The following is a 26,737-nucleotide window of genomic DNA, read 5'->3' on the forward strand; positions in this document are numbered from 1 at the left end:
CTTTTTGTCGTTACCGTTCCAATCAGCCTTTCGGCGTCTGGATCGAAGCCTGCTGCTGGGTCTGCTCGTACCAGCCACCGCCGAGGGCCTTGTACAGGTTGACCTCGCTGACCAGCTGCGACAGGCGATCGCTGATCAGCGCCTGCTGGGCGCTGAACAGGTTGCGCTGAGCGTCGAGGAAGGTCAGGTTGCTGTCGATGCCGATGCGGTAGCGGCGTTCGGCCAGGCGGTAGTAGTCCTGGTTGGCGGCCACCAGGTCGCGCTGGGCCTGCAGCTGCTCTTCGAAGGTCTTGCGCGCGGCCAGGCCGTCCGAGACTTCCTGGAAGGCGGTCTGGATGGTCTTCTCGTAGCGTGCGACGTTGATGTCCTTCTGGATCTTCGAGTAGTCCAGGCTCGCTCGCAGGCTGCCGGCGTTGAAGATCGGCAGGTTGATCTGCGGTTGGAACAGCCAGGTGCCCGAACCGCCCTTGAACAGCCCGCCCATGTCCGGGCTCAGGGTACCGGCGTTGGCGGTCAGGCTGATGCTCGGGAAGAATGCCGCGCGGGCCGCGCCGATGTTGGCGTTGGCGGCCTTGAGCAGGTGCTCGGCTTCCTGGATGTCCGGACGGCGCTGGAGGATGTCGGAGGGCAGGCCCGCCGGGACTTCGGCCAGCTGGTCGGCATTGAGCTCCAGCGGCTTGGGCAGATTGCTCGGCACGCCGGTGCCGACCAGCACGGTCAGGCTGTTCAGGTCCTGGGCGACCTGGCGCTGATACTGCGACAGCCGGACTCGCGCGCCTTCGACGGCGGTGCGCGCCTGGCTCAGGTCCAGCGCCGAAGCCACGCCCACCTCGTTGCTGCGGCGGGTCAGGTTGTAGCTCTCTTCGTACGTCTTGAGCGTTTCTTCAGTCAGCTTCAGCAGGGCCTGGTCGGCCTGCCAGGTGTAGTAGGCGTTGGCCACGCTGGCCACCAGGCTGATCTGCGTGGAGCGACGCGCCTGCTCGCTGGACAGGTAGGTTTCCAGGGCCTGCTGGCTCAGGCTGCGCACCCGGCCGAACAGGTCCAGCTCGTAGGCGCTGACACCGAGCGTGGCCGAATACTGGCTGCTGATGCTCGCCTCGCCGGTCTGCGACATGTTCGCCGGCAGCCGCTGGCGGCTACCGTTGCCATTGGCGGTAACGGCCGGGAACAGGTCGGCGCGCGCGATGCGGTACTGGGCGCGGTAGGCGTCGATGTTCAGCGCCGCGACGCGCAGGTCGCGGTTGTTTTCCAGCGATGCCTGGATCAGTTGCTGCAGCGCCTGGTCGTGGAAGAACTGACGCCAGCCCTGTTCGGCGGCGGCGACGTTGGCCGATTCGGTCGGCGAATACGCAGGACCTTGCGGCCACTGCGCGGCCACCGGCGCCTCGGGCGTCTGGTAGTCGGGGATCAGCGAGCAGCCGCCGAGGATGAAGGCGGTTACCGCCAGGGACAACAAAGACTTGGTCATTGCCCAGCCTCATAACGTGGAGTTTCAGGGGTGGCGTGTTCTTTCGGCTCTTTGCTGCCGAACAGCGACGACACTGCGACGAAGAATAGCGGTACCCAGAAGATCGCCAGCACGGTCGCACTGATCATGCCGCCGATCACCCCGGTGCCGATGGCATGCTGGCTACCGGCACCGGCGCCACTGGCGATGGTCAACGGTACCACGCCGAGGATGAACGCCAGCGAGGTCATGATGATCGGGCGCAGACGCATGCGGCAGGCCTCGATGGCCGCGTCGTAAAGGCTGCGCCCCTGTTCGTGCAGTTCCTTGGCGAATTCGACGATCAGGATGGCGTTCTTCGCCGCCAGGCCGATCGTGGTCAGCAGGCCGACCAGGAAGTACACGTCGTTGGACAACCCGCGCAGGCTGGTGGCGAGCAGGGCACCGATGATGCCCAGCGGTACCACGAGCACGACCGCGATCGGGATCGACCAGCTTTCGTACAGCGCCGCCAGGCAGAGGAACACGAACAGCACCGAGAGGGCGAACAGCGCCGGCATTTGCGAGCCGGAGAGTTTTTCCTCGTAGGACATGCCGGTCCAGGAGTAGCCGATACCGGTTGGCAGTTCGCCGGCGATGCGCTCGACTTCGGCCATGGCCTCACCGGTACTGTAGCCAGGGGCCGGGGTACCGAGGATCTCGATCGCTTCCACGCCGTTGTAGCGCGACAGCTTCGGCGAGCCGTAGCTCCATTCGCCCTTGGCGAAGGAGGAGAACGGCACCATCTCGCCCGCGCCGTTACGCACGTACCACTTCTGCAGGTCTTCCGGGCTCATCCGCGAGTTGGGCTCGCCCTGGATGTACACCTTCTTGACGCGGCCACGGTCGATGAAGTCGTTGACGTAGCTGCCGCCGAGGGCGATCGACAGGGTGTTGTTGATATCGGCGATGGTCACGCCCAGGGCACTGGCGCGTTCGTCGTCGATGGTCAGCTGGTACTGCGGCTCATCGTTCAGGCCGTTCGGACGCACGGCGCTGAGGATCTTGCTCTGCGCGGCCTTGGCCAGGAACTGGTTGCGCGCTTCCATCAGTTTCTCGTGGCCGACGCCGGCGCGGTCCTGGAGGAACACGTCGAAGCCGGTGGCGTTACCCAGTTCGAGTACCGCCGGCGGGGCGAAGGCGAACACCATCGCGTCGCGGAAGCCGAAGAAATGCATCTGCGCGCGCTGGGCGAGGGCGAACACGCTGTTCTCCTTCGAGCGCTCGTCCCACGGCTTGAGCATGATGAACGCCATGCCCGAGCTCTGGCCGCGACCGGCGAAGTTGAAGCCGTTCACGGTGAACACCGACGACACGGTGTCGGCTTCGTCCTTGAGCAGGTATTCACGCATCTGGTCGACCACCACCTGGGTGCGCTCGGCACTGGAGCCCGCCGGGGTCTGCACCTGGGCGAACAGCACGCCCTGGTCTTCTTCCGGGAGGAACGCGGTGGGGATGCGGGCGAACAGCCAGATCATGCCGACCACGATCAGCGCGTAGGCCAGCAGGAACGGCACCTTGTTGCGCAGGATGGTGCCGACGCTGCGTTCGTAGCCCACGACGCTGCGGTCGAAGTTGCGGTTGAACCAGCCGAAGAAGCCGCGCTTGGCCACATGGTGCTCGCCTTTCTTCAGCGGCTTGAGCATGGTGGCGCACAGGGCCGGGGTGAAGATCAGCGCGACCAGTACCGACAGGCCCATGGCCGAGACGATGGTGATGGAGAACTGGCGATAGATCACACCGGTGGAGCCGCCGAAGAACGCCATGGGCAGCAGTACCGCCGACAGCACCAGGGCAATACCGACCAACGCGCCCTGGATCTGCTCCATGGAGCGCTTGGTCGCCTCCTTGGGCGGCAAGCCTTCCTCGGACATCACCCGCTCGACGTTCTCCACCACGACGATGGCGTCGTCCACCAGCAGGCCGATCGCCAGGACCATGGCGAACATGGTCAGGGTGTTGATGCTGAAGCCGGCGGCGGCGAGGATGCCGAAGGTTCCCAGCAACACCACCGGCACGGTCATGGTGGTGATGATGGTGGCGCGGAAGTTCTGCAGGAACAGGTACATCACCAGGAACACCAGGACCACGGCCTCGATCAGGGTGTGGATCACGCCGCTGATCGATTCGGTGACCACCGGGGTGGTGTCATACGGGAATACCGCCTTGACCCCTGGCGGGAAGAACGGTTCGAGGTCGCTGATGGTCTGGCGCAGCGCCTTGGCGGTATCCAGGGCGTTGGCGCCGGTGGCCAGCTTGACCGCCAGGCCCGAGGCCGGCATGCCGTTGTACTGCGCGCTGATGGCGTAGTTCTCGCCGCCCAGGCCGACCGTGGCGACATCGCCCAGGCGCACCTGGGAGCCGTCGGCGTTGACCTTGAGCAGGATCTTCTCGAACTGCTCGGCGGTCTGCAGGCGGGTCTTGCCGATGATGGTGGCGTTGAGCTGGGTACCCGGCAGTGCCGGCAGACCGCCGAGCTGGCCGGAAGATACCTGCACGTTCTGCGCGGAGACCGCGGTGCGCACGTCGACCGGGGTCAGCTGGAACTTGTTCAGCTTGGCCGGGTCCAGCCAGATACGCATCGCGTACTGGGCGCCGAACACCTGGAAGTCACCCACGCCAGCGGTGCGCGAGATCGGGTCCTGCATGTTCGAGACGATGTAGTTGGCCAGGTCGTCCTTGGTCATGCTGCCGTCTTCGGACACCAGGCCGATCACCAGCAGGAAGTTCTTCACTGCCTTGGTGACGCGGATACCTTGCTGTTGCACTTCCTGCGGCAGCAGCGGGGTGGCCAGGTTCAGCTTGTTCTGCACCTGGACCTGGGCGGTGTCGGAGTTGGTGCCCTGCTCGAAGGTGGCGGTGATGGTCATGCTGCCGTCGGAGTTGCTTTCCGACGAGACATAACGCAGGTTGTCGATACCGTTGAGCTGCTGCTCGATTACCTGCACCACGGTGTCCTGCACCGTCTGCGCCGAGGCGCCCGGGTAGGTCACGGCGATGGCGATGGCCGGCGGGGCGATGCTCGGGTACTGGTTGATCGGCAGCTTCAGGATCGACAGGGCGCCGACCAGCATGATCACCAGGGCGATCACCCAGGCGAAGATCGGGCGATCGATAAAGAACTTCGACATGGTTTACTCCGCTTTGGCGTCTGCTTTCGCTGCGCTGGCCTGATCGGGGCCGCCCGGCTTCTTGACGTTGGTGGCTTCGCTGACCTTGACCTCGACACCTGGGCGCACGAACTGCAGGCCTTCGGTGATCAGACGGTCACCCGGGTTCAGGCCTTCCTCGATCAGCCAGTCGCTGCCCAGGGTGCGGCTGGCCTTGAGCTGGCGCAGTTCGACCTTGTTCTCCTGGTTGACCACCAGCGCGGTCGGCGCGCCCTTGAGGTCGCGGGTCACGCCTTGTTGCGGCGCCAGGATGGCGTTGGCGTTGACCCCGGCCTTGAGCCGCGCATGCACGAACATGCCGGGCAGCAGGGTGTGCTCGGGGTTGGGGAAGATGGCGCGCAGGGTGACCGAGCCGGTGGTCTCGTCGACCGCGACCTCGGAGAACTCCAGGCGACCCTGTTGCTTGAACAGGCTGCCGTCTTCCAGTACGAGCTGCACCTGGGCGGCGTTCTCGCCGGCCTTCTGCAGCTGGCCGCTTTCCAGGTCACGGCGCAGCTTGAGCAGCTCGGCGGTGGACTGGGTGACGTCGACGTAGATCGGGTCGAGCTGCTGGATGGTCGCCATGGCGTTGGCCTGGCCGTTGCTCACCAGCGCCCCCTCGGTGACCGAGGAGCGGCCGATGCGACCGCTGATCGGTGCCAGGACCTTGGTGTAGCGCAGGTCGATCTGGGCGCTCTTGAGCGAGGCATCGGCTTGCAATCGTTTGGCATTGGCGTCGTCGTATTCCTGCTTGGAGACGGCCTGCTCGTCGATCAGCTGCTTGTAGCGTTCGGCCAGCGAGCGGGTCGCCTGCAGGTTGGCCTGGGCGTTGGCCAGGTTGGCCTCGTAGACGGCGGGGTCGATCTGGTAGAGCTGCTGCCCTTCCTTGACGTCGCTGCCTTCCTTGAACAGGCGCTTGAGAATGATGCCATTGACCTGTGGGCGAACCTCGGCCACGCGGTAGGCGCTGGTACGCCCCGGCAGTTCCGAGGTCAGGGTGAAGGCTTGGGGTTGCAAGGTCACGACGCCGACCTGAGGAGCCTGCGGCGCTGGCGCGGCTTCCTCTTTCTTACAGCCACTGAGCAGGGTTGCCAGGGCCACGGCGGAAACCAGGGCGGTTACGGCTGGCTTGAATTGCATGAGGATCCTCGGGTCGCAGGAGCAGGGGAGCTCAAGAATATAGTGGAATAGTCTTGTAGGAAAAACGCTATCCGGTGGATAAATAGCTTGCTAAGGAATATACTTACATTCATGGTTGTTTGTAAATAGCACAGGTGAACCGTGATTTTTTCCTCGCGGATCGCCCAAATACACCCGGGAGTGGCCTTCGAAGAGCTCGCCCCGCCCTGATTCCCGCCCGCCGAGCGAGCGTGCGGGGCCTGATGAGGTTGTACTGCCATGGTCCGTCGAACCAAAGAAGAAGCCCAGGAAACCCGCGCCCAGATCATCGAGGCGGCGGAAAAGGCCTTCTACAAGCGCGGGGTTGCGCGAACCACCCTGGCCGACATCGCCGAGCTCGCGGGGGTGACCCGGGGCGCGATCTACTGGCACTTCAGCAATAAGGCCGAACTGGTGCAGGCGCTGCTCGACAGCCTGCACGAGACCCATGATCACCTTGCTCGAGCCAGCGAAAGCGAGGATGAACTGGATCCGCTCGGCTGCATGCGCAAGCTGCTGCTGCAAGTGTTCAGCGAGCTGGTGCTCGATGCCCGTACCCGGCGTATCAATGAAATCCTGCATCACAAGTGCGAGTTCACCGACGACATGTGTGAGATTCGCCAGCAGCGCCAGGGCGCGGTGCTGGACTGTCACCAGAGCATTGTTCTGGCCTTGGCCAATGCCGTGCGGCGGGGTCAGCTGCCGATCGATCTGGATCCCGAGCGAGCGGCCATTGCAATGTTTGCCTATGTGGATGGCCTGATCGGCCGCTGGTTGTTGCTGCCGGACAGCTTCGACCTGCTGGGCGGCGTGGAAAAATGGGTCGACACTGGGCTGGATATGCTGCGCTTGAGCCCGGGTCTGCGCAAATGACACTTTGTGAATGATTGTGAGGGAGTGTTTCCTCCGATGATTAAGCGAGGATTACGTCCCCCCTGTAGGCGCCAGGCTGGCGTCTACAGGCGGTGCAAGGCTAGGGTCTGTACGAAATGTGTCTGCGCGAAGGCCAGACAAGGCGAAACGGGGGGAGGAAGCGCAGTGTACTGGAGTACATGAGCATTCCGAGCCCCGTTTCAACACAGTATGGGCGAGTGCAGATACATTTCGTACAGAGCCTAGCGCCCGCGCAGCTGGCGGTCCGGCAGTGCCAGCGCAGCCAGCAGCCCGACTAGCGAAGCTCCTGCGCTGGCCAGCAGCAGGTGCCTGAACGTTTCCAGCAAGCGTGCCTGGGTCAGCGGATCCGCCTCGCCGGCCTTGAGGCTGCCCAAGAGCGGGTTGCCGAGCATTTCGAAACCACCTTGATGCAGCAACGCCAGCAGCAGGCTGGACATGCATGCCACCCCCATGGCGCCACCGAGCGAGCGGAACAGGTTGGTGGTGCTGGTCGCCACGCCGATATCCTTGCTGTCCACCGCGCTTTGCGTGCCTACCAGCGAAGTGGGGAATTGCAGGCCACAGGCGATGCCGGTCAGCAGCATGAACAGTGCGCTGAGCAGCCCGGCCTGTGGCGGCGTCAGTGCCATCGCGGCAATGGTCAATGGCATCAGCAGCGCGCCGGTGAGGATCTGTGGCTTGAAGCGACCGGTGCGGCTGGTCATGCGCCCACCGGTGAAGGCGCCGATGGGCAGGCCCATGGCCAGCGGCAGCAGGTGCAGCGCCGCGCTGTCGGCGCCGGCGCCGGTGATGCCCTGGAAGCGCAGGGGCATGAGCATGGTCAGCGAGATCGACTGGAAGCTGGCGAAGAAGATCACGCACCAGCACAGCACCGCGACGCGGTTACCGAACAGGCTCAGCGGCAGCAGCGGCTCGCGGCAACGCCGCTCATGGGCGACGAACACCAGCAGCCCGATCACCGCGCCGCCCAGCAGCGTCAGCACCGGGGGCGACTGCCAGGCATGCCCTTGGCCGACCAGGGTGATGCCCAGCAGAAGGCTGCCCAGACCGATGATCATCAGCAATGCGCCGAGGTAGTCCACCTGTGCCTCGCGGCGTTTCACCGACAGCCCGTCCAGCGCGCGGTGGATCACCCACAGGGCGGCCAGACCCAGCGGCAGGTTGATCCAGAACACCCAGCGCCAGGACAGGTATTCGGTCAGCCAGCCGCCGAGCACCGGTCCGGCGACGCTGGCCAGGGCATACATACCGCTGAAGTAGCCCTGGTAGCGACCGCGTTCGCGCGGCGGCACGAAGTCGCCGATGATCGCCTGGCTCACCGAGACCATGCCGCCGGCGCCGATGCCCTGGACGACCCGTGCCAGCACCAGCTGCGGCATGTCCTGGGCCAGGCCGCAGGCCACCGAGGCCAGGGTGAACAGGGCGGTGCCGGTGAGAATCATCCGCCGTCGCCCATACAGATCGCCCAGCTTGCCGTAGATCGGCACGGCGACGGTCATGGCCACCATGTAGCCGGAGATGACCCAGGCCAGCAGGCCGACATCGTTGAACTGGGCGGAAATGGCCGGCATGGACACGGCGACGATGGTCTGGTCGAGGGCGCCAAGGAAGATCGCCAGCATCAAGGCGGTCAGGACGCGGCGCAGGACGGTGGGGGGCAGGGCGGCGGTCACGGTGGATACCTTGTGGTCAGAGCTGGCGCGATCGCGAGGCATCGTGGGAGCGGGCTTGCCCCGCGATGGACTCATTCATGGTGGAGCATTGTAACCTGAGTTACATAGCTACCTATGTACTCCATGCATCCCCTATGCAAGATCGGCATTGGCGCATTCATCCAGCGGCGCATGGGCGCGTGATATCGTGGCTGGGCCGCAGAGGCTGAAATCCGGGGCTTGCACCAGCATGGTGCAGCTGTTTGTCGCAGGGTTTCGCGTCACTGTATGTCCACACCTTCTATTCCTCTGCCTGCATGTCGAGCATGACCGCCCTGATGGCGACGGTTGGAACAGTCAGGTAGACCCGATACAGGGGTCGGTTGTCAGCCGTTCACAATTTCTCATTACCAGCGGAGTGATCATGCCCAAGGCTTCCCACCACGATCTGCGTTTTGCCTTCCGCGAACTGCTTGCTTCAGGTTCGTGCTATCACACCGCCTCGGTCTTCGACCCGATGTCCGCGCGCATCGCCGCGGATTTGGGCTTCGAAGTCGGCATTCTCGGCGGCTCGGTCGCTTCGTTGCAGGTCCTGGCCGCGCCGGACTTCGCTCTCATCACCCTCAGCGAGTTCGTCGAGCAGGCCACCCGTATCGGCCGGGTCGCGCAACTGCCGGTGCTCGCCGATGCCGACCATGGCTACGGCAATGCCCTCAATGTGATGCGCACGGTGATCGAGCTGGAGCGCGCCGGAGTGGCTGCGCTGACCATCGAGGACACCTTGCTGCCGGCCCAGTTCGGTCGCAAGTCCACCGACCTGATCTCGGTCGATGAGGGCGTGGGCAAGATCCGTGCGGCGCTGGAGGCGCGGGTGGATTCGGCGCTGGCGATCATCGCCCGGACCAATGCCGGTGTGCTGACCACCGAAGAAATCATCGTGCGCACCCAGAGCTACCAGAAGGCCGGTGCCGACGGTATCTGCATGGTGGGGGTGAAGGACTTCGAGCAGCTGGAACAGATCGCCGAGCACCTCAGCGTGCCGCTGATGCTGGTCACCTACGCCAACCCGAACCTGCGCGACGACGAGCGCCTGGCGCGCCTGGGCGTGCGTATCGTGGTCGATGGCCATGCCGCCTACTTCGCCGCGATCAAGGCTACTTACGACTGCCTGCGCCAGCAGCGTGGCCTGCAGCACAAGTCGGACAGCCTCGGCGCCACCGAGCTTTCGCACACCTACACCCAGCCGGAAGACTACATTCGCTGGGCCAAGGAATACATGAGCGTCGAGGAGTGATCGGCGTTACCTGACGGCGCTCAGGGTGGCGGTGTGGGGGACGCAGTGTTCGTGCACGCAACTGGCGGCGGCATTGGGTTGGCTGCGCAGCAACTCGACCCGCCAGCAGGCGGAGCCGTAGAGTCCGGCCACCGCGACGAGGGTGAGGGCGATGGCGCAATAGCGGGTTCTGACGCTCATGATGCGAACCTCCTGCTGGTGCAACAGGTGATACTTCAAGCATAGGCTCGCCTGGCCGATCTGCACGGGTTACAGACCCAGTCCTTCATCCCACTCCGGCTCGTCCCTGAATCGCTGCGCGAGAAAGTCCAGCATGCTGCGCAAGGTCGCCGGCATGTGCTTGCGCGACGTATACACCGCATTGAGCGTCAGCTCCCTGGGCCTGGCCTGCGGCAGCAGGCGCACCAGCTCGCCGCTACGCAGCGCGGTGGCCGCCTGGTAGGTGGGCAGCATGGCGATACCGGTGTCGGCCAGCGCGGCTTTCTGCAAGGTCATGGCCTCATTGGCGCTGAGGTTGCCCTGCACCGGCACGGCGACGTTCTGTCCGTTCACCTCGAAATGCCACAGGCTGTGGCCGAAGTAGGCATGGGTCAGGCAGTTGTGCTGGCTCAGGTCTTCCACCTGCCGTGGCGTGCCGTGTTCGCGCAGATAGGCGGGGCTGGCGCAGATCACCGAACGGCACACGCTCAGGCGTCGGGCAATCAGGTTGGGGTCGACATCGTTGCTGGTGCGGATGGCCAGGTCGATGCGTTCGTCCACCAGGTTGACGGTGCGGTCGAGCATCTGCAGTTCCACCTTGACCCCGGGATAGCGTTTGACGTAGGCGGCCAGTGCGTCCACCAGTTGGGCCTGGCCGAACGAAGTGCTGACGCTGATGCGCAGTTCGCCGCGCGGGGCGTCGTCCGGTTGGCGCACGGCGTTCTGCAGGTCGCCGGCCAGTTCCAGCAACTGGCGGCAGCGCGGCAGGGTTTCCTGGCCGGCGGCGGTCAGGCTGAGCTTGCGCGTGGTGCGCTGCATCAAGCGCGCGCCGACCCAGTCCTCGAGTTCCGCCAGATAGCGCGAGACGACCGGCCTCGAGAGTTCCAGATGATCCGCCGCAGCCGACTGGCTGCCAAGGTCGACGACGGTGACGAAGACGCGCATGGCGTTGAGACGGTCCATGATTTGCCCGATTTCAGAAACAAACTATGTTGCAGCATCGCATTTTTTGTATTGGATCGGGCAACTAAGCTTGCTTCCATCGTCCCGTACACAGGAATGCCCCATGTCGCTCTTCACTCCCCTGCGTGGCCTGCTCCTGGCCTGCATCACCCTGGCCGGCCCGGCCATGGCCGCCGAACCGCTCAAGCTCGATGTCTACAACCCAGGCCATGAGGCCATCTTTCCGGTCAGTTCGGTGATCGTCAGTGGTCAGCACGATGCCATTCTGGTCGACGCCCAGTTCGGCAAGGCCCAGGCCGAGCAGGTGGTCGAACGCCTGCGCAAGAGCGGCAAGCAGCTGACCACCATCTATGTCAGCCACGGCGACCCGGACTATTACTTCGGCCTGGACACGCTCGTCCAGGCGTTCCCCAAGGCGCGGGTAGTGGCCTCGGCCGCCACCGTCGAGCATATCCGCAAGACCATGGACGCCAAGCTCGCCTATTGGGGGCCGCAGATGGGCACCGACAAGCCGGCGAAACTGGTGGTGCCAGAGGTCCTCAAGGGCAATCGCCTGGAGCTGGAGGGCAAGGCCCTGGAGGTCGTCGGCCTCGATGGCCCGCAGCCTGATCGCAGTTTCGTCTGGATTCCCTCGATCAAGGCCGTGGTCGGTGGCGTGGTGGTTTCCGAGCATATCCACGTGTGGATGGCCGACACCCAGACCGCGCAGTCCCATGCCGACTGGCTGAGCACCCTGGCGCATATCGAAAAGCTGGCGCCGCGCACCGTGGTCCCTGGCCACTACCTGGGTGACAGCAGCCGTTCGCTGGCGGCGGTGCGCTTCACCGCCGGCTACATTCGTGCCTTCGACAGCGAGGCCGCCAAGGCTGCCGATGCCGCTGCCCTGATCGCGGCGATGAAGCAGCGCTACCCCAACCTTGGCGAGGAGAGCTCCCTGGAACTGGGTGCCAAGGTCGCCAAGGGCGAGATGAAGTGGTAATTCCTTTCAACCTGTTGGAGTGTTTCCCATGAGCAAGATCGCAATCATCGGCGCTACCGGGCGCGCTGGCAGCCAGTTGCTGGAAGAGGCGCTGCGCCGAGGCCACAGCGTGCTGGCCATCGCCCGCAATCCGTCGCAGCTGCAAGGCCGCGAGGGCGTGACCGTCAAGGCGCTGGACGCCAAGGACAGCGCCGCCCTGCAGGCCGCGGTGAGCGGCTGCGACGCGGTGCTGAGCGCGGCGCACTTCGCCACGATCGAACCCCAGGCGATCATCGAGCCGGTCAAGCTTGCCGGGGTCAAGCGCCTGCTGGTGGTGGGCGGTGCCGGCAGCCTGTTGCTGCCCTCGGGGCAACGGGTGATCGACAGCCCGGACTTCCCCGAGGCTTACAAGGCCGAGGCCAGCGCCGGGGTGCGTTTTCTCGATGCGCTGCGCCAGGAGCCGTCGCTGGAGTGGACGTTCCTGTCACCGTCGGCGGAGTTCGTCGAGGGTGAGCGTAGCGGGCACTACCGGTTGGGCCGGGATCACCTGTTGATCGGTGCCGATGGCAAGAGCTGGATCACCTTTGCCGACTACGCCATCGCCATGCTGGACGAGCTGGAAAAACCGGCGCACTCGCGGGCGCGGTTCACGGTCGGCTACTGAGTCACGCGGTACCTGTAGGAGCGGCCTTGTGTCGCGAAAGGGCTGCGCAGCAGCCCCAGGATCGTGACCATGGCATACATCACCAGGGGCCGCTATGCGGCCCTTTCCGACCGGTCCGACGCCTCGGCAAGGCCGCTCCTACAGGAGCGGCGCAAGGCTTGAGGCTCGCGCCTGCAGCCATTCCATCAACTCGACCAGCCCCGCAGGCATGGTCTTCGACGGGCTCACCAGGTAATAGCCCTTGCCGGTCGTCACCTTAAGCTCGAACGGCATGCACAACCGGCCTGTGCGCAGGTCATCGCCAATCAGCGAGAAATCGCCGATGGCGATCCCCGTCCCTTGGGAAGCCATGGCCATCGCCATGTCCAGCGTCTCGAAGTGCTGCTTCGGCCCCTGGGGCTCGAATCCGGCATTGGCTGTCTGCAACCACAACCGCCAGTCGTGTTCGTCCCTCGATGGATGCAGCAGCATCTGCCGCGCCAGGTCCTGCAACTGCAAGGGGCCGCTCGATAGCGAGGGCGCGCAGACCGGCGTCAGTTGCTCATCGAACAACTTGCGCACCTGCAGCCCATGATTCGGCGCCGCGCCGTAGACCACGGCAGCATCGAAGCCCTCGCGACGAAAATCCACGCCATGCTGCACCGTGGTGGTCAACTCCACCGGTACATCCGGGCGCAGTGCCTGCCACTCAAGCAAGCGTGGCAGCAGCCAGCGCATCACGCAGGTCGGCGCCTTGAGCTGCAGTGTCGTGCTGCGCCCGCCGACCTCGCGCACGCCTTGCTCGATCAGGGCGAAGACCTGCTGCACCCGGGGCAGCCAATCCTGCCCTTCGCGGGTCAGCGCCAAGCCGCGGGCCTGGCGCTGGAACAACGGATAGCCCAGGTGATCCTCCAGTCCGGCGATCTGCCGACTGACCGCTCCTTGAGTGATATGCAGTTGCTGCGCGGCACGGGTGAAGTTGCAGTGTTGCGCGGTCACCAGGAAGGTATGCAGGGCGGGGAGGGGCGGCAGGCGTTTCATTCGAGTAAGCCATGATGCTGGATCATGGCTAGTATGTGTTTTTTTGCATTGTCGCGGTAGCCGTCGCTTGGTTCCATGAATGCCGTTTTCAACACGATTCGGGTATTCGACGATGGCAACCTGTGGCGAAGTGCTGGTCAAACTCCTCGAAGGCTATGGCGTGGACCATGTCTTCGGCATTCCCGGTGTGCATACCGTGGAGCTCTATCGCGGCCTGGCGGCGTCCTCCATCCGCCATGTCACCCCGCGCCACGAGCAAGGTGCCGGCTTCATGGCCGACGGCTACTCGCGCACCCGTGGCAAGCCCGGGGTGTGCTTCATCATCACTGGCCCGGGCATGACCAACATCACCACCGCCATGGGCCAGGCCTATGCCGATTCGATTCCCATGCTGGTCATCTCCAGTGTGCAGTCCCGCGACCAGCTTGGTGGTGGCCGCGGCAAGCTGCACGAACTGCCCAACCAGGCTGGCCTGGTCGCCGGCGTGGCGGCGTTCTCGCAGACGCTGATGAGCGCCGACGACCTGCCCCAGGTGCTGGCCCGTGCTTTCGCCGTGTTCGACGGCGCCCGGCCACGCCCGGTGCATATCGAGATTCCTCTGGATGTCCTGGTCGCGCCCGCCGACCACCTGCTGTCCGCCCGTCCGGTGCGCACCAGCCGTGCCGGTGCCGCGCCGCTGGCCGTGCAGCGGATGGCCGCGCGCCTGGCCAAGGCGCGTCGCCCGTTGATCCTCGCGGGCGGCGGTGCCCTGGGCGCCGGCGCTGCGCTCGCGCGCCTGGCCGAGCATTTGCAGGCGCCGGTGGCGCTGACCATCAATGCCAAGGGCTTGCTGCCGGCAGGCCATCCGCTGCAGATCGGCTCGACCCAGACCCTGCCGGCCACCCGCGCGCTGGTGGCCGAGGCCGATGTGGTGCTGGCCATCGGTACGGAGCTGGCCGAGACCGACTACGACGTGACCTTCAAGGGAGGCTTCGAGATCCCTGGCAGTTTGCTGCGGATTGACATCGACCCGGACCAGACCGTGCGCAACTACCTGCCGGAGCTGGCGCTGGTCGCCGATGCACAGCAGGCGAGCGAAGCGTTGCTGGCTGCCCTGCAGGCGCAGGCGCAGGCACCGCGCGATGCCGGCTGGGGCGCTGCGCGCGCCGCGCGCCTGCGCGAGGACAACGCTGCCACCTGGGATCAACCGACCTTGAGCCAGACGCGCTTGCTGACCGGCATCCTGGAGCGGCTGCCCAATGCCATCCTGGTGGGCGATTCGACGCAGCCGGTGTACACCGGCAACCTGACCCTGGACATGGCCCAGCCGCGCCGCTGGTTCAACGCCTCGACCGGCTATGGCACGCTGGGCTACGCCTTGCCGGCGGCGATGGGGGCTTGGTTGGGCAGCGCCGAGGCGCCTGCCGAGCGGGTCCCGGCGGTGTGCCTGATCGGCGATGGCGGCCTGCAGTTCACCCTGCCGGAGCTGGCCAGCGCGGTGGAGGCACAGGTGCCATTGATCGTGCTGCTGTGGAACAACCAGGGCTATGAGGAAATCAAGAAGTACATGGTCAACCGCGCCATCGAGCCGGTAGGCGTGGATATCCATACGCCGGATTTCATCGGCGTGGCGCGGGCCCTGGGGGCCGAGGCCGAGCACGTCGGTGATGTCGCCCAATTGCAGGCGGCGCTGGGGCGGGCGGTGGAGCGCAAGGGGCCAACGCTGATCCAGGTGGATCAAGGGCAGTGGCAACAGGCGGTGCAAGGCTGAATATTGCCGTGGGAGCGGGCTGACCCGCGAAGGTAGCTACTCGGTGCTCGCGGCTGAAGCTCCCACAGGGATTGTGCATACAGCGCTGGATCTGGCCTGCTCAACCCGAGCTGGCGCGCAGGCGTGCCACGTCGCGTATCGGTGGTGCGCCGTACAGGCGGCTGTATTCGCGGCTGAACTGCGATGGGCTCTCGTAGCCCACCCGATAGCCCGCCACCGCCGCCTCCAGCCCATCGTTGAGCATCAGCCGGCGCGCCTCCTGGAGGCGTAGCTGCTTCTGATACTGCAGCGGGCTCATCGACGTCACCGCCTTGAAGCGGTGGTGCAGGGTCGAGGTGCTGAGGTTGACCTCGCGTGCCAGGTCCTCGATTCGCAACGGTTCCTGGTAATGCTGGTTGAGCCAGGCAATGGCCTGGCAGACCCGGTGGGTCTGGCTGTTGGACAGGGCTATTTCGTACAGGCGCCAGCCTTGCGGGCCACGCAACACCCGGTACATCAACTCACGACGTACCAGTGGGGCGAGCACGGCGATATCGCGAGGCGTGTCGAGCAGACGCACCAGGCGCAGCAGGGTGTCGAGCAGCTGTGGATCGCTCCTTTCCACGAACAAGCCACGGCCGGCGGTCTGGCCGGGCACCAGCATCGGCCCGCTTTCGGCGATCAGTTGGCTGATCTGCGCCGGATCGATGTCCAGGCGCACGCCGAGGCAGGGGTTCTCGGGGCTGGCTTCGAGCAGCGCACCGGTGACGGGCAATGTCACCGAGACCACCATGTAGTTCAGCGGGTCATAGGTATAGCGCTCGTCGCCGAGGAACAGGGTCTTGCTACCTTGGGCCAGGATGCACAAGGCCGGTTGGGCCAGGGCGGGCATGCCGCGCACATTTTCCTCGTAGCGGGTCAGGTACAGGTCGTCGATGGCCGACACCGGGCCGTAGGGGCCGTGGGCGTGGCGCTGGATCAGTCCGGCCAGCTCCTGGCGTTGCTGTTCCAGGATCGGGTCGAGGGGCATGGATGGCGTCATGGCGGGTTTCCTCTGGTGACCGGGGCAGCATAGGTTTGGGCAATGGCCGACGCTAGTCGAAAGCTGCACAGCGATTGCCTGATCCTGCCGCGCTGCAGGATCAGGCAATCGGCCGACAGTAATGACCTAACGTCGCGCGCGGGGTGGCGGCTAACCTTGGCAGCCTGGTTTTCCCGTCCGCAGCGCTTCAAGGAGATCGTTCATGACCCAGCAACAACCGGTCACACACCTGGCTTTCATCCGCGCCAGCAACGGTCGATCCGCAGAGCTTGGCGTGCGCCTGCGCGACCTGCTCGAGCCTTCGCTGCGCGCGCCCGGCTGCCTGAGCTTCAGTGTGCAGCGCTCGCAGGTCGATACCGACCTGTGGCTGCTCAGCGGCAGTTGGCGCGACCAGCAGGCGATGAGTGGCTACTTTGCCTCGCCGACGCTGGCGGTGTTCGGCGAACTGGTGCAGGAGCAGGTGGTCAGCAGCCTGGACCTGCACACCTTCGCCTAGCGTGTAGAATGCCGCCCCTCGATCACACAGGCGGAGTGCAGCATGGCACGTAGAGAATTCCCCCACTTCGAAGCGGTTTCGGCGATGGTCCCGGTGCAAGGTGGCGGCTACCACGCGGCGATCGCCGTGAAGGCCCTGGGCTTGGGCGGCGCGCCGCGTTTTCACAAGGTGCTCGATGGCCAGGTGTTCCAGTCGGCTATAGCGGCCGACGAGGCCGCTTGTGCCGAACTCGAACGTCTGCAGGGCGTGGGCGAGGAAGGCGAACTGATCTTCTGATCAGGCCTGTGGCCGGGCCATCTTGAACAGCTCGCCCAGCGCGAAGTAGTCGGCCGGGCCGCCGCCGCGCAGGATCGGTTCGGCGGCGGCGGTGTCGTAGATGCCGGCCTTCAGCAGGTGCTCGGCAATGTGCACCGCCACCACCTCTCCGAGAATCAGCCAGCTGGGAACCAGCTCTTGATCGGCGCGCTTGAGCTGGACGATCTGGCTGACCTTGCATTCGAAGCTCACCGGACTTTCGCCGACACGCGGCACCTTGACTACGTTCGAGGCGGCCGGCGTCAGGCCGCTGAGCGCGAACTCGTCGACATCCGCCGCCACGGCGGCGCAGCTCTGGTTCATCTGCTGTGCCAGGGGACGGGTCGCCAGGTTCCAGACGAACTCGCCGGTCTGCTCGATGTTGTTCAGGCTGTCTTTGCGCCCGACGCTGCAGAAACCGACGATGGGCGGGATGTAGTTGAACGCGTTGAAGAAGCTGTAGGGCGCCAGGTTCAGGCGACCTTCGCGGTCGTGGCTGGAGATCCAGCCGATGGGGCGCGGGCCGACGATGGCGTTGAACGGGTCGTGGGGCAGGCCGTGGCCTTTGGCGGGTTCGTAGTAGTACATCTGCGCAAGGCCGCGAGGCCCTTCCTGGTTGGGAACGAGGCGCCTAGTGTGCCAAGGCTTTGCCCGGCTGGAAATGATCAAGCCCGGCCGAAGCCGGGCTGGTAGCGCGCATCGAGGATCAGCCGATGCGGTGGCCGTTGGTGCGGTCGAAGCCGTCTTCGGCGAAGCGCTGGCCGCCGGTGCGGTCGAAGCCGTCTTCGGCGAAGCGCTGGCCGCCGGTGCGGTCGAAGCCGTCTTCAGCGAAGCGCTGGCCGCCAGTACGGTCGAAGCCGTCTTCAGCGAAGCGCTGGCCACCGGTACGGTCGAAACCATCTTCCGCGTAGTTGGCTGCCTGGGTCTGTACGGCAGCGAAAGTGTGGGCGCCGGTACGGTCGAAGCCGTCCTCGGCGAAGGCGCCGCCAGCCAGTACCGAGAGGGCGAGGGTGAGGATCAGTTGGTTTTTCATGGTCGTTGCTCCGGTGGATTGCGAGGGTTTGTTGTTTCTATGGGGTCAATGCTACGCCTATAAAGTTGATTAAAAAGCGCAAAAAATTACGTATAAAAATCGATTTATTCGATTTGTTTTGGCGCGGGTTATCTCAGGAAGCTGCCATTGGCGCCCCAACCACCGTCCAACACCGTTCCCATCTGCTTCGGGAGGGGCAGGCCGGTGGCAGGGCCATTGCAGAATGGCCCCGGGCAGTTAATTGGGAATTAAGGGGAGAGGCGGCTTTTCTCTGGATGGCGACCTGCTGTCGGTCAGTGACACGAGGTGCGGCGGGCGGTCGAGTTGTTCAGGGCGTTCGTCGACCAGCCCCGCTCACGTCTCTTGAGTCGTCACCGTGTAGCGAGTGCTACGCCCACCACCTGGCAGACGGGCCAGGCAGCGTTTGTCCAGCAGGTCGGCAAGGTGCCGGGTGGCAGTGGCCTTGGAAACCTTGGCCAGCGCCTGGTACTGGCTGGCGCTGATACCGGCCTCGAAACCGCGAGGCCCACCATCGAGCAGACGATTGAGTACCCTGACCTGTTCGGGCAGCAGGCCGTCGCCACGATGGATCAGCCAGAAGCGTGCCTTGGCCAGCACCCGGTCGATGCGCACCAGCGCTTGCTGGAGACTGCGCAGCAAGGTGGCAAGGAACCAAGCCAGCCAGCGCGTGACATCCAGGTCGCCGCGCTGGCTGCTTTCAAGGGCCGCGTAGTAGCCGGAACGATCCTCGAGGATGCTGCTGGACATGGCGTAGAAACGCACCGCCCGCTGCTCGCCCTGGGCCAGTGCCAGGTCTGTGATGGCACGGGTCAGGCGGCCATTGCCATCGGCGAAGGGATGCAGGGTGACGAACCAGAAATGGGCGAGCCCCGCCCGCAGCAGGGGATCGAGTCGCCGATCGTTGCGGCTGCTCTCGAACCAGTCGAGAAACAGCTGCACCTGTTGTTCCAGGCCTGCACGCGGCGGCGCTTGGAAATGCACCTTGGGTTTGTCGATGCGCCCCGATACCACCTGCATCGGGGCGGCGTCGCGCCATTGGCCAACGGGCAGGGCAGGGGCGAGCGAATCGTCATTTTCGGGGAACAGCCAGCGGTGCCAGAGGAACAGCCGCTGCTGATCCAGCGGGCGAACATAGCCCATCGTCGCATCCAGCATCAGCTCGGCCAGGCCTTCGCTGCGTGTCGTGGTCGTCCCAGGTTCGCCAATGCCGAGCCGGCGGGCCAGGGACGAGCGAACGGACTCCACATTGAGCTGTTCGCCTTCGATGGCCGAGGACGTGACAATGTTTTGCAGCAGAGTGTCGAGCGTATCGAGGTTGGCATTGGCCTCGGTCACCGCCCCCGCTCTGCCCAGCAGGCAGCCCTGCGCCTGCACGCAGTCTCTGAGCAAGGTCGTGAGTTGCGACTCGTCCCAACGAAAGTCGGGCCAGTCGGCCTGCTGCCAGACCCAGAAGGTGTCTGCAGAGGTGTGCTCTTTAGGACTCATGAGCCGAATAATAGCCATATTCGGCTCATTGTGTGAGCCGAATATGGCTATTATTCGGCTCATTCACAAAAAAGGGGCGCCTCGTCATCCGGGGCGCCCCTTTTCACGTTCAGTGAACGAGGATCAGTCAGTGGTGATCCGCGAGTGCTGCTTGGTGTCCTTCATGGTCGCGTACACCAACAGCGAGCAGGCGATGCAGCCGGTGACGTACCAGTAGAAGCCGGTCTCCATGCCGATGCTCTTGAACCACAGGGCCACGTACTCGGCGGTTCCACCGAAGATCGATACGGTCAGCGCGTACGGCAGGCCGACGCCCAGGGCACGGATCTCGGTGGGGAACAGCTCGGCCTTCACCACCGCGTTGATCGAGGTGTAGCCGCTGACGATGATCAGCGCGGCCATGATCAGGAAGAACGCGCCCCACCAGGTCTGGATGGTGTGCAGGGTGCTGAGGATCGGCACGGTGAACAGGGTGCCGAGCACGCCGAAGGCGATCAGGATCGGGCGCCGGCCGATCTTGTCGGACAGGCCGCCGATCACCGGCTGCAGGCACATGAACAGGAACAGCGTGGCCGCCGAGATGGTGGTCGAGTCGCTGATGCTCATGCCCACGGTGTTGACCAGGTACTTCTGCATGTAGGTGGTGTAGGTGTAGAAGGCCAGGGTGCCGCCCATGGTCAGGCCGACCACGGTCATCAGCTCTTTCGGGTGGCGCATCAGGGTGCGCATCAGGCTTTCCTTGGACTTCTCCTTCTTGGTGAAGGAGGCGGTCTCTTCCATGCCGCGGCGCAGGTAGAGGGCGACCACCGCGCACAGTGCGCCGATCACGAACGGCACACGCCAGCCCCAGGCGTACAGCTCCTCGGTAGTCAGCGTGTTCTGCAGGACGATCAGCACCGCCAGGGCGATGAGCTGACCCGAGATCAGGGTCACGTACTGGAAGCTGGAGAAGAAGCCACGGCGTTCCTTGCTGGCCATCTCGCTCAGGTAGGTGGCCGAGGTTCCGTACTCGCCGCCCACCGACAGGCCTTGCATCAGGCGGGCGATGACCAGCAGAACCGGTGCGGCGACGCCGATGGTCTCGTAGCCCGGGGTCAGGGCGATGACCAGCGAGCCTGCGCACATCAGCAGTACCGAGGCCATGAGCGCGGCCTTGCGGCCCTTGCGGTCGGCGTACAGGCCCATCAGCCAGCCACCGATCGGGCGCATGAGGAAGCCCACGGCGAAGATCGCGGCGGTGTTGAGCAGTTGCGCGGTGGTGTCGCCGGCCGGGAAGAAGGCTTTGGCGAAGTACAGCGAGAATGCGGCGTAGACGTACCAGTCGTACCATTCGACCATGTTGCCGATGGAGCCACTGAAGATCGATTTGAGGCGGGAGGCGGTGGATTTTTCCGCGGCAGGTGCAACGGCTGCCCCGCTGGGCAGAGTGCTGGCGTTATCCATCAGGGATACCTTCTCGTTGTTTTTGTGGAGCGCGCTCGCGGCGCAGCTTGAGAAGGGTTTTGCAGGAGCTGTGCCAAATGGGGGCGCAGTGATCCGTTTGGGTGCGTCTTGGGCAGTTCAGCTCCCCCGCAGCCCCTGTAGCTTGCGGGTTGTGCAAATCCCTGCAGGAGCGGGCTTGCCCCGCGAACAGGCACTTCGGAGCATCAATGGATGAGCGGAAATTTGCTTGTTTCGGTGAATGGGTAGGCAAGAATCCGCCTATTCACGCTCGAGAAAGTCCTCCCGAGCCAGCCCATGGCGCTGCATTTTCTCGTTGAGCGTGCGCCGCGGCAGTTGCAGTGCCTCCATCACGCCCTTGATCTCGCCCTTGTGCTGGCGCAGCGCGGCGCGCAGGCACTGGGCCTCGAAGGCTTCCATCTGCTCCACCAGCGATTGCCCGCTCGGTACCGCCGCCAGGTTCGCTGAATCCAGCCCCAAGGTATGGCGTTCGGCGGCATTGGCCAGCTCGCGCACGTTGCCCGGCCAGTCGTGGGCGAGCAGCCGGGCCAGTTGCGCACCGCCCACAGGTGGCGTTTCGCGCCCCAGGCGTTCGGCGGTGGCGCGGGCGAAATGCTCGAACAGCAGCGGGATGTCCTCGCGGCGTTCGCGCAGGGGCGCCAGGCGCAGTTCGGCGACGTTCAGGCGGTAGGCCAGGTCCTCGCGGAAACGTCCGGCGCGAGCCTCTTCCAGCAGGTCGGGTTTGGTCGCGGCGATGATCCGCAGGTCGATGGCAATGCTCTGGTTGGCGCCGAGGCGTTCGAGTTTCTGCTCCTGGATCACCCGCAGCAACTTGGCTTGCTGGGCCAGTGGCATGCTCTCGATCTCGTCGAGGAACACGGTGCCACCGTTGGCGTACTCGAGCTTGCCGATGCGCTTGCCCTGGGCACCGGTGAAGGCACCGCTTTCATGGCCGAACAGCTCGGCTTCGAACAGCGTTTCGGGAATGGCCGCACAGTTGAGCGCGACGAACGGCTTGCCGGCACGCGGGCCGAAATCGTGCAGGCAGCGGGCCACGCGCTCCTTGCCGCTACCGGTTTCGCCGCGGATCAGCACGTTGACCGGCAGGCCGGCCAGGTCCAGCACCTGGCGCCGCAGCTGCTGCAGGCCCTGGGACATGCCCAGCAGGGTGCCTTCCAGTTGCGCCTTGAGGTCGGCCCGCTCGTGCAGGCGGCGGTTCTCCAGCACCAGCTGGCGTTTTTCCAACGCCCGGCCAAGGCTGCTCATCAGGTGCTGTGGGGTGAAGGGCTTTTCCAGGAAGTCATAGGCACCGCTGCGCATCGCCTCGACCGCCATGGGTACATCGCCATGCCCGGTAAGCAGGATCACCGGCAGGCCGGGGTCGTCCCGTTGCACGCGCTCGAGCAATTGCAGGCCGGACAACCCGGGCATGCGCACGTCACTGAGGATCACCCCGGGGAAGTTGCGCGGCAACTGCGCCAGGCATTCCTCGGCGCGGGCGAACAGCTGCACGCTGAAGCCCGACAGGCTCAGCCACTGTTCCACCGCGCTACGGATGCTGGCTTCGTCGTCGACGACGATCACTGAGTTCAACATGCAGGCTCCAGGTCGCGGGGCAGGGTGAGGCTGAAACGGGCACCGCCCGGCAGGTTCTCGACCTGCAGGCAACCCCCGGCATCGCTGACGATGCCATAGGAGATCGCCAGTCCCAAACCCAGCCCTTCACCCACCGGCTTGGTAGTGAAGAAGGGGTCGAAGACCTTGGCCAGGTCACACTCGCGGATGCCTCCGCCAGAGTCCAGCACGCTCAGGCGCCATTGCCCATCGTCGGCTTCGATGCGAATCTCCAGGCGTTTGTAACGTTTGTCGGCCATGGCGTCGAGGGCGTTGCGCAGCAGGTTGATCAGCACCTGCTCCAGGCGGATCGCGTCGCCGCGCACCCACGCTGGCCGTGCCAGGTACAGCGCCACTTCTACCGCCTCGGCGCGGATACGGGCATCGAGCAGGTGCAGGGCCTGATCGACCACCAGCGCCAGGTCGAGGCGTTCGCGCAGGCCGCCAGGGCTGTTGCGGGCGAAGGTTTTCAGATGACCGGTGAGCGCGGCCATGCGCGTGAGCATCTGTTCCAGTGGCTCCAGGGCCTGGCGCGCTTGCTCGTGGCGACCATGGTCGAGCAGCAGCCGCAGGGTTTCCAACTGCATGCGCTGAGTCGTCAACGGCTGGTTGATTTCATGGGCCAGCGCTGCCGACATCTGCCCCAGCGCCGCCAGCTTGGCCGACTGCACCAGGCCTTCCTGGGCGGTGCGCAGTTCGCGGGTGCGCTCTTCGACCTGGCGCTTGAGCTCTTCGCGGCTGCGCTGGCGCAGCCGGGCCAGGCGCAGGCGCTGGCTGACGAACAGGGCGGCGAACACCAGGCTCAGCCAGATCGCCGCGGCGGCCAGGGCGGCGTTGCGACCATCCTCCGCGACCTGCGGCTTGCGCAGCAAGTGCAGGGTCCAGCCTTCTGCCTCCAATGGCAGGCTCTCCCAGAGGTATTCGGCAGTGCCGTCCGGGCCTTGCACACGGGTCAGGTGGCTGGTGTCGGTGAAGCGCGTCAGGGCCTGGTGTTGCAAGGGCACCAAGGGTTGCTTGTCATACTGGCGGGTTTCGGCCAGCTCGGCGCGGTCGGCGCCGGACAAGGGGTGCAACTCGCGGTAGCGCCAGCCGTCCTGGTTGGCGATGAAGGTGATGCCGCGGGCGTCGCTGACCAGCAGGATATCGCTGCCCTGGCGCCACTCGCGCTCGAGCTCGGGGAACTCCAGCTTGACCACCATGGCGCCGAGGAAGCGACCCTGTTCGTCGGTCACCGCGCTGGACAGGAAATAACCGGGTACGCCGCTGGTCACGCCGACCGCGTAGAAGCGCCCGCTGCCCTGGCTGCGAGTCTGCTTGAAGTAGGGGCGAAAGCCGTAGTTGGAGCCGACGTAGGTGGTCGGTAGGCGCCAGTTGCTGGCCGCGATGGCCAGGCCGGTGCGGTCGAGCAGTTCCAGGGTCGAGGAATTGGCGGCGCCGTTGATGCGTTCGAGCTTGCGGTTGAGGGCATCCTGCACCGGTTCGGTGACCGGGCCACGCAGGGCGTCGATCAGCTCCGGATCCAGCGCCAGCACGGCGGGCAGGGCACGGTAGCGCTCGATCAGGGTGTGCAGCGCGTTGGCGTACAGGCTCAGTTGCTGGCTGGCCCGGCGAGCGTCGGTTTCCATCGCCTGGCGCTTGGCCTGTTGCATGGCCCAGCCGGCGCTGAGGCCGGTACCGAGCAGGATCAGCAGGATGATCAAGCCCAGGCGCAGGGTGCGGAAGGATGAGGGCATGGGGCGGATCCGGGATCTCGGTTGTCTGTGTCGGCCTCATCGCCGGGCAAGCCCACTCCCACGGGGTTTCGTGCATCCCCTGTGGGAGCGGGCTTGCCCGCGAATCGGCCGGACTTGCTTAGCGCAGCTCGAAGCTCTGCTGTTGCACCGTCTGCGAATCGAGCCCGATCTGCACGTCGAACTGGCCCGCTTCGGCAACCCGTTGCAGTTGACCATTGTAGAACTTCAGGTCTTCCTCACTGATGTCGAAGGTCAAGGTTCGCGCTTCGCCGGCCTTGAGCATCAGCTTCTGGAAGTTCTTCAGTTCCTTCACTGGCCGGCTCATCGACGCGCTCTCGTCGCGAATGTAGAGCTGCACCACGGTCTCGCCGTCACGCTTGCCGGTGTTCTTCACGGTCACCTTGGCTTGCAGGGTGGCGCCGCGCTCGAGTGTCTTGTGCGATAGCTTCAGTCCGGACAGTTCGAAGTTCGTGTAGCTCAGGCCGTAGCCGAACGGATACAGCGGGCCATTGGGCTCTTCGAAGTACTGCGAGGTGTAGTTGCCCGGCTTGCCCGGCGTGAACGGGCGGCCGATGCGCATGTTGTTGTAGTACATCGGGATCTGCCCGACCGAACGCGGGAAGGTGATGGCCAGGCGTCCGGAAGGGTTGTAGTCGCCGAACAGTACGTCGGCGATGGCGTTGCCGCCCTCGGTACCGCTGAACCAGGTCTCGAGGATGGCGTCGGCCTGTTCGCGCTCCCAGGCGATCGACAGCGGACGACCGTTCATCAGCACCAGCACCAGGGGCTTGCCGGTGGCCTTGAGCGCCTTGATCAGGTCACGCTGAACCGCCGGAATCTCCAGGGTGGTGCGGCTCGAGGACTCGTGGGACATGCCACGGGATTCGCCGACCACGGCGACCACCACATCCGATTGCTTCGCCGCCTTGACCGCTTCGTCGATCAGCACGGCGGCTGGGCGTGGGTCGTCGATGATCTCCGGGGCGGCGAAGTTGAGGAAGTTCAGGTAGTCGAACATCGCCTTGTCGCCGGTGACGTTCGAACCCTTGGCATAGACCACCTGGGCCTTGCCGGCAACGGCGCGGGCCAAGCCTTCGCGCACGGTGACCGAGTGCTCCGGGCGACCGTCGGCGGCCCAGCTGCCCATCATGTCGATCGGCGCGTCGGCCAGCGGGCCGACCAGGGCGATGGTGCCGGCCTTTTTCAGCGGCAGGGTCTGGTCGCGGTTCTCCAGCAGCACCAGGCTGCGGCGGGCGACGTCGCGTGCGGCGTCGCGGTGCAGGCGGTCATTGCCGTAATACTCCTCGAGGTCGGTGTCGGCCTTGCCGATGCGCACGTACGGATCCTTGAACAGGCCCATGTCGTACTTGGCACCGAGCACTTCGCGCACCGCCTGGTCCAGTTCGGCCTGAGTGACTTCGCCGGACTTGAGCAGGCCCGGCAGTTCCTCGCCGTAGAGGGTGTCGTTCATGCTCATGTCGATGCCGGCCTTGATCGCCAGCTTGGCGGCCTCGCGGCCATCGCGGGCCACGCCATGGCGGATCAGTTCCTGGATGGCGCCGTGATCGCTGATGGTCACGCCCTTGAAGCCCCACTCCTTGCGCAGCAGGTCGTTCATCAGCCAGGTATTGGAGGTGGCCGGCACGCCGTTGATCGAGTTCAGCGCCACCATCACCCCGCCGGCCCCGGCGTCGAGCGCGGCGCGGTAGGGCGGCAGGTAGTCGTTGTACATCTTCGGCAGGCTCATATCGACCGTGTTGTAGTCGCGCCCGCCCTCCACCGCGCCATACAGGGCGAAGTGCTTGACGATGGCCATGATGCTGTCGGGATTGGCCGGGCTCGAGCCCTGGAACGACTTGACCATCACCTGGCCGATTTTCGAGGTCAGGTAGGTGTCCTCGCCGAAGCCTTCACTGGTGCGGCCCCAGCGTGGGTCGCGGGCGATGTCGACCATCGGCGCGAAGGTCATGTCGAGCGAGTCGGCGGCGGCTTCGATGGCCGAGGTGCGCCCGACCTTGGCGATGGCATCCATGTCCCAGGTGGCGGCCAGGCCCAGGCTGATCGGGAAGATGGTGCGCTCGCCGTGGATGGTGTCGTAGGCGAAGAACATCGGGATCTTCAGGCGGCTGCGCATGGCGGCGTCCTGCATCGGCCGGTTCTCGGGAGCGGTGCGCGAGTTGAAGGTGCCGCCGATGCGTCCGGCGGCGATTTCCTCGCGGATCTTCTCGCGGGGCATCTCGGGACCGATGCTGATCAGGCGCAGCTGGCCGATCTTCTCGGCCTCGGTCATTTGCCCGACCAGGTGATCGATGAACGCCTGCTTGTCCTGCAGGGGCGCGGCGGTGGGGGCGGCAAGGGCCGCCTGACTGGCAAGGCCCATGGCCAGGCCCAGCAAAGACAGTTTCATCATCAAT

22 protein-coding genes are annotated in these 26,737 nt (G+C 65.2%); 7 read left to right on the plus strand and 15 right to left on the minus strand.

The features are described from left to right. Positions 1-22: 22 nt before the first annotated feature. The 3 genes from ACYUME_RS05470 to ttgA are packed head-to-tail and all read right to left on the minus strand — an operon-like array spanning position 23 to position 5,775. Entirely contained in the window at positions 23-1,468 is a 1,446-nt protein-coding gene (locus tag ACYUME_RS05470) for an AdeC/AdeK/OprM family multidrug efflux complex outer membrane factor (protein WP_460418260.1), read from the minus strand. Continuing rightward, positions 1,465-4,617: a multidrug efflux RND transporter permease subunit TtgB gene (gene ttgB, locus ACYUME_RS05475; protein ID WP_279881484.1), complete on the minus strand. Its 3,153-nt coding sequence runs from the start codon at positions 4,615-4,617 to the stop codon at positions 1,465-1,467. The genes ACYUME_RS05470 and ttgB overlap by 4 nt, the downstream gene beginning before the upstream one ends. A 3-nt stretch (positions 4,618-4,620) precedes the next feature. Further along, on the minus strand, positions 4,621-5,775 hold the full coding sequence (ttgA, locus tag ACYUME_RS05480; RefSeq protein WP_279881487.1) for a toluene efflux RND transporter periplasmic adaptor subunit TtgA: 1,155 nt from the start codon (positions 5,773-5,775) through the stop codon (positions 4,621-4,623). Between the two features lie 258 nt (positions 5,776-6,033). On the opposite strand from ttgA, the gene ttgR reads away from it, so the two are divergent. Continuing rightward, the gene (gene ttgR / locus ACYUME_RS05485) at positions 6,034-6,666 is read left to right on the plus strand and encodes an efflux transport transcriptional regulator TtgR (protein ID WP_279881489.1); all 633 of its coding nucleotides are present in this window, start codon (positions 6,034-6,036) and stop codon (positions 6,664-6,666) included. 242 nt (positions 6,667-6,908) lie between these two features. Here the strand turns inward: ttgR and ACYUME_RS05490 are convergent, their stop codons facing one another. Then, entirely contained in the window at positions 6,909-8,360 is a 1,452-nt protein-coding gene (locus tag ACYUME_RS05490) for an MDR family MFS transporter (protein WP_279881491.1), read from the minus strand. Between the two features lie 403 nt (positions 8,361-8,763). On the opposite strand from ACYUME_RS05490, the gene ACYUME_RS05495 reads away from it, so the two are divergent. Further along, positions 8,764-9,633, plus strand: coding sequence for an isocitrate lyase/PEP mutase family protein (locus ACYUME_RS05495; protein ID WP_414536001.1), 870 nt, complete (start codon positions 8,764-8,766; stop codon positions 9,631-9,633). 6 nt (positions 9,634-9,639) lie between these two features. Here ACYUME_RS05495 and ACYUME_RS05500 read toward each other — a convergent pair whose 3' ends face one another. Then, on the minus strand, positions 9,640-9,813 hold the full coding sequence (locus ACYUME_RS05500; protein WP_279881495.1) for a hypothetical protein: 174 nt from the start codon (positions 9,811-9,813) through the stop codon (positions 9,640-9,642). A 69-nt stretch (positions 9,814-9,882) separates the two neighbouring features. Next, positions 9,883-10,794, minus strand: a complete 912-nt coding sequence (locus ACYUME_RS05505) for a LysR family transcriptional regulator (RefSeq protein WP_460418261.1) — start codon at positions 10,792-10,794, stop codon at positions 9,883-9,885. A 103-nt stretch (positions 10,795-10,897) separates the two neighbouring features. Here ACYUME_RS05505 and ACYUME_RS05510 point away from each other — a divergent pair, with 103 nt between their 5' ends. After that, complete coding sequence (locus ACYUME_RS05510) at positions 10,898-11,773, plus strand: MBL fold metallo-hydrolase (RefSeq protein ID WP_460418262.1); 876 nt, start codon at positions 10,898-10,900, stop codon at positions 11,771-11,773. A gap of 28 nt (positions 11,774-11,801) precedes the next feature. Beyond that, positions 11,802-12,416: an NAD(P)-dependent oxidoreductase gene (locus tag ACYUME_RS05515; protein WP_460418263.1), complete on the plus strand. Its 615-nt coding sequence runs from the start codon at positions 11,802-11,804 to the stop codon at positions 12,414-12,416. Between the two features lie 138 nt (positions 12,417-12,554). Here the strand turns inward: ACYUME_RS05515 and ACYUME_RS05520 are convergent, their stop codons facing one another. After that, on the minus strand, positions 12,555-13,436 hold the full coding sequence (locus ACYUME_RS05520) for a LysR substrate-binding domain-containing protein (RefSeq protein WP_460418264.1): 882 nt from the start codon (positions 13,434-13,436) through the stop codon (positions 12,555-12,557). 112 nt (positions 13,437-13,548) lie between these two features. Here ACYUME_RS05520 and ACYUME_RS05525 point away from each other — a divergent pair, with 112 nt between their 5' ends. Continuing rightward, positions 13,549-15,186 (plus strand): 5-guanidino-2-oxopentanoate decarboxylase, encoded by a 1,638-nt coding sequence (locus ACYUME_RS05525; protein WP_460418265.1) that lies wholly within the window; start codon positions 13,549-13,551, stop codon positions 15,184-15,186. Positions 15,187-15,286: 100 nt separating this feature from the next. On the opposite strand, the gene ACYUME_RS05530 is transcribed toward ACYUME_RS05525, so the two are convergent. Then, positions 15,287-16,207, minus strand: a complete 921-nt coding sequence (locus ACYUME_RS05530; protein WP_279881507.1) for an AraC family transcriptional regulator — start codon at positions 16,205-16,207, stop codon at positions 15,287-15,289. Between the two features lie 202 nt (positions 16,208-16,409). Here ACYUME_RS05530 and ACYUME_RS05535 point away from each other — a divergent pair, with 202 nt between their 5' ends. Beyond that, complete coding sequence (locus ACYUME_RS05535) at positions 16,410-16,703, plus strand: putative quinol monooxygenase (protein WP_279881510.1); 294 nt, start codon at positions 16,410-16,412, stop codon at positions 16,701-16,703. A gap of 42 nt (positions 16,704-16,745) precedes the next feature. After that, entirely contained in the window at positions 16,746-16,979 is a 234-nt protein-coding gene (locus ACYUME_RS05540) for a hypothetical protein (protein WP_279881513.1), read from the plus strand. Here the strand turns inward: ACYUME_RS05540 and ACYUME_RS05545 are convergent, their stop codons facing one another. The 7 genes from ACYUME_RS05545 to bglX form a co-directional block, all read right to left on the minus strand. After that, positions 16,980-17,585, minus strand: coding sequence for a flavin reductase family protein (locus tag ACYUME_RS05545; RefSeq protein WP_279881516.1), 606 nt, complete (start codon positions 17,583-17,585; stop codon positions 16,980-16,982). 118 nt (positions 17,586-17,703) lie between these two features. Further along, positions 17,704-18,030: a hypothetical protein gene (locus ACYUME_RS05550; RefSeq protein ID WP_460418266.1), complete on the minus strand. Its 327-nt coding sequence runs from the start codon at positions 18,028-18,030 to the stop codon at positions 17,704-17,706. Positions 18,031-18,384: 354 nt separating this feature from the next. Next, positions 18,385-19,554: a Fic family protein gene (locus tag ACYUME_RS05555; RefSeq protein WP_460418267.1), complete on the minus strand. Its 1,170-nt coding sequence runs from the start codon at positions 19,552-19,554 to the stop codon at positions 18,385-18,387. Between the two features lie 105 nt (positions 19,555-19,659). Then, complete coding sequence (locus ACYUME_RS05560) at positions 19,660-20,979, minus strand: MFS transporter (protein ID WP_460418268.1); 1,320 nt, start codon at positions 20,977-20,979, stop codon at positions 19,660-19,662. Positions 20,980-21,237: 258 nt separating this feature from the next. Then, complete coding sequence (locus ACYUME_RS05565) at positions 21,238-22,572, minus strand: sigma-54-dependent transcriptional regulator (protein ID WP_279881525.1); 1,335 nt, start codon at positions 22,570-22,572, stop codon at positions 21,238-21,240. Beyond that, the gene (locus tag ACYUME_RS05570; RefSeq protein ID WP_279881528.1) at positions 22,566-24,323 is read right to left on the minus strand and encodes an ATP-binding protein; all 1,758 of its coding nucleotides are present in this window, start codon (positions 24,321-24,323) and stop codon (positions 22,566-22,568) included. Before ACYUME_RS05570 ends, ACYUME_RS05565 begins: the two co-directional genes overlap by 7 nt. A gap of 118 nt (positions 24,324-24,441) precedes the next feature. Continuing rightward, complete coding sequence (bglX, locus tag ACYUME_RS05575) at positions 24,442-26,733, minus strand: beta-glucosidase BglX (RefSeq protein ID WP_460418269.1); 2,292 nt, start codon at positions 26,731-26,733, stop codon at positions 24,442-24,444. Positions 26,734-26,737 lie beyond the last annotated feature (4 nt).

This window comes from Pseudomonas sp. microsymbiont 2, assembly GCF_054788395.1.

Excerpts from the sequence above, each read along its gene's own strand:
- ACYUME_RS05470 (WP_460418260.1), bottom strand. The coding sequence starts at position 1,468 with ATGACCAAGTCTTTGTTGTCCCTGGCGGTAACCGCCTTCATCCTCGGC.
- ttgB (WP_279881484.1), bottom strand. The coding sequence starts at position 4,617 with ATGTCGAAGTTCTTTATCGATCGCCCGATCTTCGCCTGGGTGATCGCC.
- ttgA (WP_279881487.1), bottom strand. The coding sequence starts at position 5,775 with ATGCAATTCAAGCCAGCCGTAACCGCCCTGGTTTCCGCCGTGGCCCTG.
- ttgR (WP_279881489.1), top strand. The coding sequence starts at position 6,034 with ATGGTCCGTCGAACCAAAGAAGAAGCCCAGGAAACCCGCGCCCAGATC.
- ACYUME_RS05495 (WP_414536001.1), top strand. The coding sequence starts at position 8,764 with ATGCCCAAGGCTTCCCACCACGATCTGCGTTTTGCCTTCCGCGAACTG.
- ACYUME_RS05500 (WP_279881495.1), bottom strand. The coding sequence starts at position 9,813 with ATGAGCGTCAGAACCCGCTATTGCGCCATCGCCCTCACCCTCGTCGCG.
- ACYUME_RS05505 (WP_460418261.1), bottom strand. The coding sequence starts at position 10,794 with ATGGACCGTCTCAACGCCATGCGCGTCTTCGTCACCGTCGTCGACCTT.
- ACYUME_RS05510 (WP_460418262.1), top strand. The coding sequence starts at position 10,898 with ATGTCGCTCTTCACTCCCCTGCGTGGCCTGCTCCTGGCCTGCATCACC.
- ACYUME_RS05515 (WP_460418263.1), top strand. The coding sequence starts at position 11,802 with ATGAGCAAGATCGCAATCATCGGCGCTACCGGGCGCGCTGGCAGCCAG.
- ACYUME_RS05520 (WP_460418264.1), bottom strand. The coding sequence starts at position 13,436 with ATGAAACGCCTGCCGCCCCTCCCCGCCCTGCATACCTTCCTGGTGACC.
- ACYUME_RS05525 (WP_460418265.1), top strand. The coding sequence starts at position 13,549 with ATGGCAACCTGTGGCGAAGTGCTGGTCAAACTCCTCGAAGGCTATGGC.
- ACYUME_RS05530 (WP_279881507.1), bottom strand. The coding sequence starts at position 16,207 with ATGACGCCATCCATGCCCCTCGACCCGATCCTGGAACAGCAACGCCAG.
- ACYUME_RS05535 (WP_279881510.1), top strand. The coding sequence starts at position 16,410 with ATGACCCAGCAACAACCGGTCACACACCTGGCTTTCATCCGCGCCAGC.
- ACYUME_RS05540 (WP_279881513.1), top strand. The coding sequence starts at position 16,746 with ATGGCACGTAGAGAATTCCCCCACTTCGAAGCGGTTTCGGCGATGGTC.
- ACYUME_RS05545 (WP_279881516.1), bottom strand. The coding sequence starts at position 17,585 with ATGTACTACTACGAACCCGCCAAAGGCCACGGCCTGCCCCACGACCCG.
- ACYUME_RS05550 (WP_460418266.1), bottom strand. The coding sequence starts at position 18,030 with ATGAAAAACCAACTGATCCTCACCCTCGCCCTCTCGGTACTGGCTGGC.
- ACYUME_RS05555 (WP_460418267.1), bottom strand. The coding sequence starts at position 19,554 with ATGGCTATTATTCGGCTCATGAGTCCTAAAGAGCACACCTCTGCAGAC.
- ACYUME_RS05560 (WP_460418268.1), bottom strand. The coding sequence starts at position 20,979 with ATGGATAACGCCAGCACTCTGCCCAGCGGGGCAGCCGTTGCACCTGCC.
- ACYUME_RS05565 (WP_279881525.1), bottom strand. The coding sequence starts at position 22,572 with ATGTTGAACTCAGTGATCGTCGTCGACGACGAAGCCAGCATCCGTAGC.
- ACYUME_RS05570 (WP_279881528.1), bottom strand. The coding sequence starts at position 24,323 with ATGCCCTCATCCTTCCGCACCCTGCGCCTGGGCTTGATCATCCTGCTG.
- bglX (WP_460418269.1), bottom strand. The coding sequence starts at position 26,733 with ATGATGAAACTGTCTTTGCTGGGCCTGGCCATGGGCCTTGCCAGTCAG.